Consider the following 13,753-nt stretch of genomic DNA (forward strand, 5'->3'; position numbering starts at 1 on the left):
CATTAAAAAAATAATGTAATTTATTCTAATTGATTTGAATAGCTCTCTAAGAATCAATTATCCTTTGTCTATGTCCATACCTATTTTCATGATAAATAATATTTAAATATTAAGGTATCTTAAAATAGGTTATTTTTGTGAGAACTATGAAATATTAAAATTGGTTATGAAAAATAAATGGTTATTCTATATAAAAAAAAGAATTGAAATTGTCATGATTATTTTTTTATTAATCGTATTAGGATTGGTATTTTTATATTTAAAACCGGAAACTGAAAATAAAAAAAAAGTTTTTAATGTGTATAGAGAATCCGATAATAAAAAAGTATCTGAAACAATGATAATTCCTGAGCCCAAAAAAAAAGTTACATTATATAAAACTTCTGAGTCAAATGCCATATTTATTAAAGGAGACGTAACTCAATATATTTCTCAGTTTATAGAATATACTGATGAAGCAAGTTATAATGGTATCGAAGGAAGAATCTTAATTAAGTTTGCAATTGAAAAAGACGGAACAATCAGTAATGTTAGGGTTGTTGGTAAAAAGCTAGGTTATGGTTTAGATGAAATGGCTATTAAAGCAGTGTATAAAACCAATAAAATGTGGAAGCCCGGTAAAGTGGATGGTAAGCCTGTAAGAACGAACTTCCGTTTGCCTATTACTTTTCGTTTACCTCCAGAATAGAAATTACATAAAATTCATATGAATTATCATTTTTTGATAGTATCAACTTTATATTATTCATAACAAATACTATATATTTTTTTTAATAAATCTTACTTTTTTATAGATTTAGAATTTATACTTTTAATTATAACTGTTAAACCTAAAGTTACAATTAAAATATCTTAAATTTAATAAAGTCTAAATAAATCTAAAGACAAAAGATGAAACTCACCTATAGATAATTTACTTATATAAAACTAGCTGTCTGTCTTTAAATTGGTTTTTATGCAATCATGAGAAGAACATGTTTAAAACAATAATTAATTCATATTTTTAATGGCTTATAATTAATTACTACTTACTGGAAAATAGTTAAAGTAAGCGAATGATTAAATATAAATATTTAAATTATTTATAGAATATAATATATTTTTTTATAAATTTTGAATTTATATTAGTCCGGAATAACAAATTCTTTATTTAGATGGATTCTAAAAGAATAAAATGTGATATTTGTCATAGCATCCTCAGGGGTTCATTACTTAAATTTGTTATCCAAAATAAAACATTGAAATATTATGACAAGATTTTACTCTTCCTCGATTGGGAGAAAGTTTATGATGGCTTTGACAGGGTTCTTCCTTATGATTTTCTTACTAGTTCATTTAAGTGTTAATTTAACTTTATTTATAGGTAGAGAAACATTTAACGAAGCTTCTCATTTCATGGCTACTAACCCGTTGATTCAGGTTATGCAATATGTGCTGGCTTTTGGTTTTATCTACCACATTCTTTTAGGAATCGTGCTTACATTAAAAAATCAAAAAGCTAGAGGAAAAGAAAGGTATGCTGTAAATCAGTTTTCAGCAAACACCCCTTTTAATTCAAGAACGATGATTTATACAGGAGTGCTGATTCTTGTATTTCTATTATTGCATTTATATAATTATTTTGTACCCATCAAATTTGGTGAGGTTAAAGATGATTACTTATTAGTTACCGAATTATTTAAAAGTCCGGTATATACTCTGATATATGTAGTAGCATTCATCTTTTTAGGATTACATTTAAGTCACGGTTTTGCATCCTCATTCCAGTCAGTAGGGTTTAATCACAGAATTTATACTCCGGTTATAAAAATTCTTGGTAAAGCTTACTTTATATTTATAGCAATTGGTTTTGCCTCAATTGCCGTATATTTTTTCTTAAAAGGCAATGCTTTAGTTTAACTATAATTACTAATCTTAAGACAATACCCAATGAGTATAAAATTAGATTCAAGAATTCCAGAAGGAGATATCCATGAAAAATGGAAAAATCATAAAGATCATATGCGCTTGGTCGCACCCAATAATAGAGGTAAAATAGATGTTATAATAATTGGAACCGGCTTAGCTGGTGGAGCTGCAGCTGCTTCTTTAGCAGAAATGGGATATAATGTGAAAGCTTTTTGTTATCAGGACTCTCCGAGAAGAGCGCATTCCATTGCTGCCCAGGGAGGAATAAATGCTGCCAAAAATTATCAGAATGATGGAGATAGTGTTTACAGACTTTTTTACGATACTATTAAAGGAGGAGATTACAGAGCTCGTGAAGCAAATGTATATAGACTTGCTGAAGTTTCCGGATCAATTATAGACCAGTGTGTAGCTCAGGGAGTACCTTTTGCCAGAGAATATGGAGGGCTTTTGGATAATCGTTCTTTTGGTGGAACTCAGGTTCAGAGAACTTTTTATGCCGCAGGTCAAACCGGTCAACAGTTATTGTTAGGAGCTTATTCTGCAATGAACAGACAAATTGGAAAAGGACGTTTACAAATGTTTAACAGGCATGAAATGCTGGAGCTGGTTGTGGTTGACGGAAAAGCCAGAGGAATTATTGCAAGGGATTTGGTTACCGGAGAAATTCAAAGACATTCTGCGCATGCTGTAGTAATAGCGTCAGGAGGATATGGAAATGTTTTTTTCTTATCAACCAATGCTATGGGCTCTAACGGGACTTCAGTATGGAAAATTCATAAAAAAGGAGCTGCATTCGCTAATCCTTGTTTCACCCAAATACATCCGACTTGTATTCCGGTTCACGGAGATCAACAATCTAAACTTACATTGATGTCAGAATCTTTGAGAAACGATGGACGAATCTGGGTACCTAAGAAAAAAGAAGATGCAGAAGCTGTTAGAGCAGGTAAACTTAAACCTACCGATATTGCAGAGGAGGATAGAGATTACTATCTTGAAAGAAGATATCCGGCATTTGGTAATTTAGTTCCAAGAGACGTAGCTTCCCGTGCAGCTAAAGAAAGATGTGATGCTGGTTTTGGTATTGAGAATAATGCTACAGGTGAAGGTGTTTATCTTGACTTTTCAGCATCCTTTGTTAAATATGGAAAAGAAAAAGCAAACGAATTAGATATTCATAATCCTTCTCAGGAAGAAATCATAAAGTTAGGTAAAAAAGTAGTAGAAGAAAAATATGGAAATCTGTTTACCATGTATGAAAAAATTACAGGGGATAATCCGTATGAAACTCCGATGAAAATTTATCCGGCAGTTCACTACACTATGGGAGGCGTATGGGTAGACTATAATCTGATGAGCTCAATTCCGGGATGTTTTGTCACCGGAGAAGCTAACTTTTCGGATCATGGCGCTAACCGTTTAGGAGCATCTGCATTAATGCAGGGACTGGCTGACGGATACTTTGTATTGCCTTACACAATCGCAGACTATTTAGCAGATGATATCAGAACGGGTACTATTTCTACTGATACACCAGAATTTGAAGAAGCTGAAAAACAGGTTAATGAAAGAATACAGCATTTCTTAACAAACAAAGGTTCGAAAACCGTTGATTATTTCCACAAAAAATTAGGAAGAGTCATGTGGAATAAAGTAGGTATGGCCAGGGATGCTGAAGGATTAAAAGAAGCTATAAAAGAAATAGAAGAGATTAGAAAAGAGTTTTGGAGAGATGTGAAAGTTCCTGGATCTGACAAAACAATCAATATGGAACTTGAAAAAGCCGGAAGGGTTGCTGATTTTCTTGAATTAGGACAATTAATGGCTATAGATGCATTAAATAGGAATGAATCGTGTGGCGGACATTTCAGAACGGAATATCAGACAGAAGAAGGTGAAACTTTACGTGATGATGAACAATATTCTTACGTTGCGGCTTGGGAATATAATGGTGAAGATATAAATCAGGAAATTCTTCATAAAGAAGACCTGAATTACAAGTATATTAAAATAGCAGCAAGAAATTATAAATAACCTGTAAAAGATAAGAAAAATGGCAGGAAAATTATTAAACCTAACATTAAAAGTTTGGAGACAAGCGGGTAGTGGACAACAAGGAAAATTTGAAGAATATAAATTAGAAGGAGTATCAACTGAAAGTTCATTTTTGGAAATGCTGGACATGCTAAATGAACAGCTGGTTGAACAAGATAAAGAGCCGGTATCTTTTGACCATGATTGTCGTGAAGGTATTTGCGGAATGTGTTCTCTATTTATTAACGGGCGAGCACATGGTCCTGACCGAGGGATCACTACATGTCAGTTGCACATGAGAATGTTTAATGATGGAGATACAATTGTGATAGAACCTTGGAGATCTGCTGGTTTCCCGGTGATTAAAGACTTGATTGTGGACAGAACTGCATTTGACAGGATTCAGCATGCCGGAGGATTTGTTTCTGTTAATACTTCAGGAAATACCATTGATGCCAATGCAATACCTGTAGAAAAAGAAAAAGCGGATAAAGCATTTGCAGCTGCAGCTTGTATTGGGTGTGGAGCTTGTGTAGCAACTTGTAAAAATGGTTCTGCTATGCTGTTTGTATCAGCAAAAGTGTCACAATATGCCTTATTACCACAAGGAAGAGTGGAAGCTACCCGCAGGGTTCTTAATATGGTTCGGAAAATGGATGAAGAAGGTTTTGGTAACTGTACGAATACCGGAGCCTGTGAAGTGGAATGTCCAAAAGGTATCTCATTGGAAAATATAGCAAGAATGAACAGAGAGTTCTTATTTGCCAGCTTATCTAATGATATTAAAGCGGAATAATTGTCAAATATTTTAGTATAAAAAATGGCTCGAAAAATTTTTTTTTCGGGCTATTTTCTTTTCATTAATATATAAAAGGGTATGGAAATAATAAATGCTACTCAAGAACATTATTCAATAATTAAAGATATTGCATACAAAACCTGGCCTGATACTTTCGGCCAAATATTATCTAAAGATCAAATTGATTATATGCTGAGTATGATGTATAGCATCGAGGCAATGAAAAATCAAATCACTGAATTAAATCATAAATATTTTCTGATTGCAGAAAAAGGAATTTTTTTTGGTTATCTGTCATACCAAATCAATTACAAACCCCAGATAACTAAAATACATAAAATCTATGTATTACCAGATACTCAGGGTAAAGGTATTGGGAAAAAACTAATCCAAGAAGTTGAAAAACGAGCAATAAAAGAAAAAAATAAGTTATTAATTTTAAATGTAAATCGATTTAATAAAGCAGTATCATTTTATAAAAATATGGGTTTTTCCATTTCTGGGAGTGAAAATATAGATATTGGAAAAGGATTTTTAATGGAAGACTATATAATGGAAAAAGAAGTTTAAAATATTAATTATCATAAGTCCTTTTTCTTCCCCAAGTAATATTACGCTTTATTATTTTCCCGGGAATGCCTCCGATAATTACATTATTTTCAACAAATTGTTGCGTGACTAAACTTTTAATACCTACAATTGAATTTGAAGAAACTTTTGATCCTTTTAAAAATGTACTGTTTGCACCTGCCCAGACATGGTCACCAATAGATATATTTTTAGCATAATTGATCCGCTTATTTGTATTTATATCATAAATTGAATGAGAATCTCCGGTTCTGATTTCAATTCCATCAGAAAACATACAATCTTTACCTATTATAATTTCAGAATTAGGTTCTGTTGAAGCAATTAAAATATCTTCAAAAGTACTATGGGATCCAATTATGATTTTCCCATGATCATCTTCTATCCACAACGTTCCTTTTTCATTAAAATAAATATGTTCATCTAGTTCGATGATACAATTATTACCCCTTATATAAAAAGTAACATTATTAAGCTTGCAATTACCATTAATTACTACTTTATTATTATTTCCTTTAATATCAAAAGTTATATTAGAAAAAACACAATTTGGACTATAAAAAATCAGATTATTTTCACCAATTATGTCATTATTAATTTTAAAACGAAGTGCGCTTTTTTTTATAAAATAATAAAATTTATAAAAATATTTATTAATAAATTTATTTTTATTTATTAATCCTTTAATCATTATATTTCTTTATAATATGTTATTCTTCTTTTATGATTTACCGGATTATAATCTTTCCATAATAACTGAATACTTTTATTATCGTCAAGTTCAGGATTAGTTTCCAGATATTTAATTCCTTTAGAAGTAAATAATTCAAAAAATTCTTTAAGAACAATGGCAGTAATACCTTTTCTCTGATAATCCGGGTGTATACCTATTAAGTAGAAATTAGCCCATTCATTATTTTTAGAAGCACGTAAGAGATGAAACCATCCAAAAGGAAAAAGCTTACCATTAGCTTTTTGTAAAGCTTTGGAATAAGAAGGCATTGTTATTGCAAATCCGACCAGATTATTATTTTCATCTGCTATACATATAACGTAATCTTTATTAATAAAAGGAATATATTTTTTTTTGTAATAATCAATTTGTTTTTTTGAAAACGGAACATAGGTAGGTAATACTTTGTAGGTATCGTCAAGTAATTGAAAAATCTGATCGCTGTATTCCATTAACTCTTCTTTAGTCTTGAATTGAAGAGCTTTCAATTTATATTTTTCTTTCAAAAGTTTAGAAAAACGAATTACCTTTTCAGGAAGTTCAGATACTACTTCAATATAAAATTCAACCCATTCATTAGCCTTTAAAAAACCTAAATTTTTGAAATGTTCATGATAATAAGGAAAGTTGTAGATACCAATCATAGTAGCCAATTTGTCATATCCTTTGCTGAGCAGACCTGCTTTATCCAGATTGGTAAATCCTACGGGACCTTCAATTCGGCGAAACTGATTTTCATTTGCCATATCGTAAGCCATAGCTAATAGAGATTTTGTAACCTCAATATCATCTATAACATCAAACCATCCAAACCTCACCTTTTTTATTCCAAGATCTGTAACTTCTTTTTTGTTGATTATTACGGCAATGCGTCCGACAATGTTTCCGCTTTTATAAGCAAGATATTTTTTGCATATAGAAAACTCAAAAACAGGATTTGTATTTTCGTCAAAAATTGCCATCTCTTCTGAAATCAAAGCCGGAACATAATACGGATTGTTTTTATATAAATTATTCGGAAATTTTATAAACTTTTTTAAATCTGATGATGTTATAACCTCTCTAACTTCAATTGAGTTCATAGGCATGATTTTATTTTTACTGTCGATTTGTTATGTTAATGAAAAAAGGCATAATTTTAGCAAATATAGTTATGAATTATGAATATTAAAATTTAAGTACGAAAATTACATTTATTAAAATAATATTTAGAAATTATATAGTATGGCATATGATCCAATTTATTTATTAATAACTGGAGCTATCTTTGTGATAAGCTTTATAGTCCAAAACAGGTTAAAATCTAAATTTGATAAGTATTCAAAGACAAGATTATCCAATGGGATGAGCGGTAAAGAGATAGCTGAAAAAATGTTGATAGACAATGGAATTACAGATGTTGAAGTAATTTCCACTTCGGGAATGCTTACAGATCACTATAATCCGGCTAATAAAACAGTTAATTTATCTGAAGGAGTTTACAGTCAGCGATCTACAGCTGCAGCAGCTGTAGCAGCTCATGAGTGTGGACATGCAGTTCAGCATGCCGTAGGATATTCGATGCTTCAGTTACGTTCCAAATTAGTGCCTGTGGTTAGTATCAGTTCTAATCTTCTGCAATGGGTTTTGCTGGCAGGAATAGCAATAATGGCTTATTCAGGTAACACTATTGTTTTGGCTATAGGTATAGCACTATTTGCAGTCACTACTCTTTTTGCATTTGTAACCCTACCGGTAGAATATGATGCAAGTAATAGAGCATTAGCCTGGTTAGAAAACAATCAGATTGTACAGCCTAATGAATATGATGAATGTAAAGATGCTCTAAAGTGGGCAGCAAGAACTTATTTAGTAGCCGCTCTAGGGTCTTTAGCTCAATTACTTTATTTTGTTATGATTTTATTAGGAAACAGAAGAAGCGAATAATTATATATACCAAAAAATGAACGTTATTAATCCCATATATTACGCCGAGGAAGGAATTAAACAAATTAATCAGTTTATAAAAACTAATAATCCTACCAAAATAGTTTTTCTTGTTGATGAAAATACGCATGAATTTTGCCTGCCTCAAATTATATCAGAGATAGAATCAGAATCTGAAATTGAAATTCTGGAAATAGAATCCGGTGAGGTCAATAAAAATTTATACGTATGTATCAATCTTTGGGAAGCTTTGACTGAACTAAAAATTGATAGAAAAGGTCTTATTATAAATATAGGAGGGGGAGTGCTTACAGATATGGGAGCCTTTGTAGCCAACTGTTATAAAAGAGGTGTAAGTTTTATAAATGTACCGACCACCCTGTTATCTATGGTAGATGCTTCTATAGGGGGGAAAACCGGTGTGGACTTGGGCAGTCATAAAAATCAGATAGGAAATTTTGCTCTTCCTGAATTGGTTATGGTAGATCCAGGTTTTTTATCCACCTTATCAAAAGAACAAATTCTCAGTGGTTTTGCAGAAATTATAAAACACGGATTAATTGCAGACGAAAAATATTGGAAAGAAATAACTTCTCTTAACGGAATACATCTGGAAGATATGGATGACTTAATCAGAACTAGTATTGAAATTAAGAAAGAAGTAGTTTCTCAGGATTTTACAGAAACAGGATTAAGAAAAATATTAAATTTCGGACATACCATTGGACATGCTGTTGAAAGTTTCTTTCTGGAACAGGGTAATCCTATTTTACATGGGGAGGGTGTAGCTATGGGAATGATAGTGGAAAGTTACATATCCGTTAAAAAAGGATTATTATCAGAATTGGAGTATGAAGATATCAAAGAGTATATTTTGTCATTGTATAAAAAGATAGATATTAAAGAAGATTATTTTAAGGAGATATTTAACTTTATGCAGAATGATAAGAAAAATACAAATAATGAAATCAAATTTGTATTACTGGAAAGAATAGGAAAAGCCGTATTCGATGTTGCGGTAGATGAAGATATTGTAAAGCAGGCCTTACGTAATTATAATCAATTGTAAATATAGATAAATAAAAAGAGAGAATATATATTCTCTCTTTTTATTTTGAAATACTATGCTCTAGTTAATTTAATTTTGTAAAATCAATTAAACGCCCTATATTTGCCGTTCGAAAAAATAATAAAAAATTTGATTTATGAATCATTATGAAACTGTTTTCATATTAACTCCCGTTCTATCGGATTCTCAGGTAGAGGAAGCAGTTAAATCTTTTGAGAACCTTCTCAAAGAAAACAACGCAACTATTGTAAACCAGGAAAACTGGGGATTAAAAAAATTAGCTTATTCAATTCAGCTTAAAAGAAACGGATTCTATCATCTTATTGAGTTTCAAGCTCCCGGAGATATTGTGAATACTCTGGAATTAGCATTCAAAAGAGACGAAAGAATTTTAAGATTTCTTACCGTGAAATTAGATAAACACGGAGTAGAATGGGCTAGAAAAAGAGAAGAAAAAGTTAAATCTTTAAAAAAATAAGACATGGCAATAGATGATCTAGCAAAACAGGCAGCAGGAGGAAATGCCAGCGAAGTTAAGTTTTTAAGTCAGTTAGATATTGACACCAAAACAGAAAAAAAATATTGCCGTTTCAAAAAATACGGTATTAAATACGTTGATTATAAAGATCCTGATTTTTTATTAAAATTTGTAAACGAACAAGGTAAAATTCTTCCAAGAAGACTTACCGGAACTTCTTTAAAATTTCAAAGAAAAGTATCTCAAGCAATTAAAAGAGCAAGACATTTGGCATTATTACCATATGTAGGAGATCAGTTAAAACCTTAATTCAAAGAAAAAAGAAATCATGGAAGTAATTCTTAAAAAAGACGTAGAAAATTTAGGATTAGAGTTTGACGTGGTTAATGTTAAGCCAGGTTATGCTCGTAATTTTTTAATTCCTCAAGGATTAGCTTTACTAGCTACACCTAAAAATAAAGCAGCTTTAGAAGCTACTTTAGAGGAAAGAGCTGCAGAAGAAGCAGCATTAGTTAAAACAGCTAACGAAATTGTTGCCAAATTAAAAGAAGTTACCGTTACTATTCCTGCAAAAGTAGGTACAGGAGACAGACTCTTCGGTTCTGTAAACAATAACGATTTAGCAGAAGCTTTAGCTAAAGCAGGTGTTAAAATTGAAAAAAAATACATCAAAATTCCTGGAAATACAATCAAAAGATTAGGAAAATATACTGCTAAAGTTCGTTTACACAGAACTGTAGAATATGATTACTCATTTGATGTTGTTTCAGATGGAGTAACTGCTGAAGATTAATTTATCCGAGTTTAATCGGTAATAATATAAACGGCTGATAGATTTATCAGCCGTTTTTCTTTTTATTTATCTTGTTATTTAGATGGTCATATAATATATTTGAAAATAAAATAAAAGAAATGAAAGTAGCCGATATATCTAGCTTGTTAGAAAAAATAGCTCCGGTTTCCAATGCTGAATCATTTGATAATGTAGGTTTACTTGTAGGCAATCAATCCGATAATATTAAAGGAATCCTTATAACATTAGACTGCCTGGAAGAAGTAGTAGAAGAAGCGATTCATTGCGAATGCAATCTGATAGTAACGTTCCATCCTATAATTTTTTCAGGTTTGAAATCAATAACTGGTAAAAACTATGTTGAAAAAGCAGTGATTAAAGCAATTAGAAATAATATTAATATATATGCTATACATACGAATTTAGATATTGCCAAAGAAGGAGTAAATTACGAAATAGCAAAACGTTTAGGAGTACACAATTTAAAACCTCTAATTCCTAAAATTCAAGGAATAAAAAAAATACAAACCTATGTCCCTGTTTCACATGTAGAGAATGTTCAAAAAGCATTGTTTGAATCTGGAGCTGGTGAAATTGGAAATTATAAGAATTGTAGCTTTAAAATTGAGGGTAAAGGTTCATTCTTACCCACGGAAAATTCTCAGCCTTATATCGGAGAGATTAATAAACCGGAAGAAGTTGATGAAATACAGGTTAGTGTAATTTTTGAAGATTACAAACAATACAAGATATTGAATTCCCTGCGTGAATCGCACCCCTATGAAGAAATTGCATATGAAATATATACTCTGGAAAATGAAAATCAGGATTTAGGTATGGGTAGGATTGGAGAGCTTGAATATGAGATTTCCGAAACTGACTTTTTGCAAAAATTAAAATTATCATTACCTACAAAGTGCATTCGTCATACATCTTTTACAAGTAAAAAAGTGAAAAAAGTGGCACTGCTTGGAGGTTCAGGTAGTTTTGCTATAAAAAAAGCTATAGCAGCCGGAGCAGATGCGTTTGTAACTTCTGATATTAAGTATCATGAGTTTTTTCAGGCAGAAGGAAAAATTTTACTAGCAGATATAGGTCATTATGAAAGTGAACAGTTTACCAAAAATTTGCTCTTCAATTATTTAAAAAATTATATTTCTGAATCTTGTAAAATGGTAATTTCTGAAGTAAAAACTAATCCGGTAAAATATTTTTTATGAAATATAATAAATAGTAACATGAGTAGATGACATTAGTCAAATAAAGTTGCTAGTTACTAAGCGGAAATCTTTGATTAAATATCAAATATATCATAAAATTTAGTAATTTTGCAATCTTAAAGAAAGTTGAAAATAAATTCTAAAAATAATTATACCAACCCTATGGCTACAAATAAAAAAGCGGATACCACTACAGTAGAAGAAAAGCTGAGAGCATTATATGATTTACAAATCATAGATTCTCGTTTGGATGAGTTAAAAAATTTACGGGGTGAGTTACCTATAGAAGTTGAGGATTTGGAAAATGAAATTGCTGGTTTAGAAAAAAGAATTGGAAAAATTGAAGATGAAGTAGTAAACCTGACGAATGATATTAAAGTAAAAAACGAATTAAACAAAAATTCTGAAGCTCAGATTAAAAAATACAAATCTCAGCAAGATAATGTGAGAAATAACAGAGAGTTTGAAGCTTTAACAAAAGAAATTGAATATCAAGAGCTGGAGATTCAATTACAGAACAAGAAAATTAAAGAGCTTAATGCTAAAATCGAGTTCAAAAAGTCACAGATAGAAGAACAAAGAGTAAAATTTTCTAGTTTTGAAGATCACTTAAATCATAAAAAAGCGGAATTATCTAACTTAATAAAAGAAACTGAAAAAGAAGAAAATTTTCTTTTGGAAAAATCTCAGGAGTTTGCTTCTAAAATAGATGAAAGACTTCTTAATAGCTATTACAGAATCCGAAAAAGTTCTAAAAACGGTCTAGCTATAACCAGTTTAGATAGAGGTGCTGTAGTAGGTTCATTCTTTACTGTACCTCCTCAAAAACAAGTAGAAATTGCTTCGAGAAAAAAAATAATTTTAGATGAGCATAGCGGTAAAATTCTGGTAGATGAGTACTTAGCCAGAGAAGAACAAGAAAAAATGCAAGATTTATTGAAATAAATATTTCTTTAATAATAATAAATTATAAGCAATTCTATTTTAGAATTGCTTTTTTTTTTAACTTTAATTATAAATTTTAAGATTTTAATTCAACCAATTTAATGATTAAAAATTAGAATTAATAAAACCTGATTAATCTTAATTGACAAATAATGAAAAAATCATCAGACAATGATACTATTCCCTCAGATATAAATAAACGGATAAATGAATTTATTACTCAGTTTAGATCCAAGCCCATTTATTTACCTATTAATAAACAAGAGCTGGAAAATGTTGTTGAAAAATTATTCTCTCAAATGTTTCCAATTTGTGAAATTCCGGATAATAATCAATCAGAAGCAGAACTATTACTTATTTATAAAATTTTGCTTTCCAATTTTTCAAGACTTATGGAAGCTGATAAAGCTGAAAAGATAATTATTGATTTTTTCACTAAAATATCAGGTATTCAACAAAGACTTTATAACGATGCACAAACATTCTTAGCTCATGATCCGGCCGCAGAATCACTTGAAGAAATTGTATTGACCTATCCAGGATTTTTTGCATTATCAGTTCATCGTATTGCACATGAATTTTATAAAATGCAGGTGCCTATCATACCGCGTCTTTTTTCTGAATATGCTCATGCTAAAGTGGGTGTTGATATACATCCGGGAGCGAAAATAGGAGATAATTTCTTTTTAGACCATGGAACTGGGACAGTGATAGGAGAAACTACCATTATTGGTAATAATGTTAAAATTTATCAGGGAGTTACTTTGGGAGCTCTTTTTGTAACTAAAAATCTATCTAAGGTTAAAAGACATCCAACCGTTGAGGATAACGTAGTCATTTATGCAGGAGCGACTATTTTAGGAGGTGAAACAAGTATTGGTCATGATTCTGTTATAGGAGGAAATGTTTGGCTTACACATTCTGTAGAACCATATACTTTGGCTTATTATTCATCTGAAATGAAAATAAAAACGATCAAAGATTTTAAAGAACCTCTAAATTTTATAATATAAAAAGAAGAAGATAAAAGTAAATTTTGAGTAACCTAAAATATATTCAAAAGTAACAGCTAAAAAATAATTGAAGATTTTCCTGAAGGAGTAGATTTTTTGATAAAAGGGTTTGGTGAAGTGCTAAAAAAAGTCAATTCCGTTAAGCCTTCAGATTCTCCGATTATTTCGGGAGGAATTCCATGTTCTCATTCACAGCAAGGATTAGGTGCGTGTTTTATACCTCAAACATTAATTATATAGTATA

General features: G+C 30.8%; 16 protein-coding genes. 14 read left to right on the top strand and 2 right to left on the bottom strand.

Translation table 11 applies throughout. The annotated features are described in order from the left end of the window. Positions 1-166: 166 nt before the first annotated feature. The 5 genes from EOV51_RS10845 to EOV51_RS10865 all read left to right on the top strand — a co-directional run bounded on the left by EOV51_RS10845 (position 167) and on the right by EOV51_RS10865 (position 5,314). Entirely contained in the window at positions 167-688 is a 522-nt protein-coding gene (locus EOV51_RS10845) for an energy transducer TonB (protein WP_128152547.1), read from the top strand. Between the two features lie 560 nt (positions 689-1,248). Then, positions 1,249-1,899, top strand: a complete 651-nt coding sequence (locus EOV51_RS10850; protein WP_128152548.1) for a succinate dehydrogenase cytochrome b subunit — start codon at positions 1,249-1,251, stop codon at positions 1,897-1,899. Positions 1,900-1,929: 30 nt separating this feature from the next. Further along, a complete protein-coding gene (locus EOV51_RS10855; protein WP_128152549.1) occupies positions 1,930-3,945 on the top strand; it encodes a fumarate reductase/succinate dehydrogenase flavoprotein subunit in 2,016 nt (671 codons plus the stop codon). Between the two features lie 19 nt (positions 3,946-3,964). Further along, positions 3,965-4,741, top strand: coding sequence for a succinate dehydrogenase/fumarate reductase iron-sulfur subunit (locus EOV51_RS10860; protein WP_128152550.1), 777 nt, complete (start codon positions 3,965-3,967; stop codon positions 4,739-4,741). Positions 4,742-4,822: 81 nt separating this feature from the next. Continuing rightward, positions 4,823-5,314, top strand: a complete 492-nt coding sequence (locus EOV51_RS10865) for a GNAT family N-acetyltransferase (RefSeq protein ID WP_128152551.1) — start codon at positions 4,823-4,825, stop codon at positions 5,312-5,314. 4 nt (positions 5,315-5,318) lie between these two features. On the opposite strand, the gene EOV51_RS10870 is transcribed toward EOV51_RS10865, so the two are convergent. After that, positions 5,319-6,023, bottom strand: a complete 705-nt coding sequence (locus EOV51_RS10870; protein WP_128152552.1) for an LbetaH domain-containing protein — start codon at positions 6,021-6,023, stop codon at positions 5,319-5,321. Then, positions 6,023-7,147: a GNAT family N-acetyltransferase gene (locus EOV51_RS10875; protein WP_128152553.1), complete on the bottom strand. Its 1,125-nt coding sequence runs from the start codon at positions 7,145-7,147 to the stop codon at positions 6,023-6,025. The genes EOV51_RS10870 and EOV51_RS10875 overlap by 1 nt, the downstream gene beginning before the upstream one ends. 142 nt (positions 7,148-7,289) lie before the next feature. Between EOV51_RS10875 and EOV51_RS10880 the strand changes: the two genes are divergently transcribed. The 9 genes from EOV51_RS10880 (at position 7,290) to EOV51_RS14690 (ending at position 13,749) form a co-directional block, all read left to right on the top strand. After that, the gene (locus EOV51_RS10880; protein WP_128152554.1) at positions 7,290-7,991 is read left to right on the top strand and encodes a zinc metallopeptidase; all 702 of its coding nucleotides are present in this window, start codon (positions 7,290-7,292) and stop codon (positions 7,989-7,991) included. A 16-nt stretch (positions 7,992-8,007) separates the two neighbouring features. Beyond that, the gene (gene aroB / locus EOV51_RS10885; RefSeq protein WP_128152555.1) at positions 8,008-9,060 is read left to right on the top strand and encodes a 3-dehydroquinate synthase; all 1,053 of its coding nucleotides are present in this window, start codon (positions 8,008-8,010) and stop codon (positions 9,058-9,060) included. 136 nt (positions 9,061-9,196) lie between these two features. Further along, on the top strand, positions 9,197-9,538 hold the full coding sequence (gene rpsF / locus EOV51_RS10890) for a 30S ribosomal protein S6 (protein WP_128152556.1): 342 nt from the start codon (positions 9,197-9,199) through the stop codon (positions 9,536-9,538). A 3-nt stretch (positions 9,539-9,541) separates the two neighbouring features. Beyond that, positions 9,542-9,847, top strand: coding sequence for a 30S ribosomal protein S18 (gene rpsR, locus EOV51_RS10895; RefSeq protein ID WP_128152557.1), 306 nt, complete (start codon positions 9,542-9,544; stop codon positions 9,845-9,847). A gap of 19 nt (positions 9,848-9,866) precedes the next feature. Further along, on the top strand, positions 9,867-10,331 hold the full coding sequence (rplI, locus tag EOV51_RS10900) for a 50S ribosomal protein L9 (RefSeq protein WP_128152558.1): 465 nt from the start codon (positions 9,867-9,869) through the stop codon (positions 10,329-10,331). A gap of 119 nt (positions 10,332-10,450) precedes the next feature. Beyond that, complete coding sequence (locus EOV51_RS10905) at positions 10,451-11,551, top strand: Nif3-like dinuclear metal center hexameric protein (RefSeq protein ID WP_128152559.1); 1,101 nt, start codon at positions 10,451-10,453, stop codon at positions 11,549-11,551. Positions 11,552-11,713: 162 nt separating this feature from the next. Continuing rightward, the gene (locus EOV51_RS10910) at positions 11,714-12,496 is read left to right on the top strand and encodes a zinc ribbon domain-containing protein (RefSeq protein ID WP_128152560.1); all 783 of its coding nucleotides are present in this window, start codon (positions 11,714-11,716) and stop codon (positions 12,494-12,496) included. Between the two features lie 152 nt (positions 12,497-12,648). Next, on the top strand, positions 12,649-13,509 hold the full coding sequence (gene epsC / locus EOV51_RS10915; protein ID WP_128152561.1) for a serine O-acetyltransferase EpsC: 861 nt from the start codon (positions 12,649-12,651) through the stop codon (positions 13,507-13,509). 96 nt (positions 13,510-13,605) lie between these two features. Next, positions 13,606-13,749: a hypothetical protein gene (locus EOV51_RS14690; RefSeq protein ID WP_164875298.1), complete on the top strand. Its 144-nt coding sequence runs from the start codon at positions 13,606-13,608 to the stop codon at positions 13,747-13,749. The last annotated feature ends 4 nt before the right edge of the window (positions 13,750-13,753 follow it).

The sequence above is a fragment of the Apibacter raozihei genome, from assembly GCF_004014855.1.
GTDB lineage: Bacteria > Bacteroidota > Bacteroidia > Flavobacteriales > Weeksellaceae > Apibacter > Apibacter raozihei.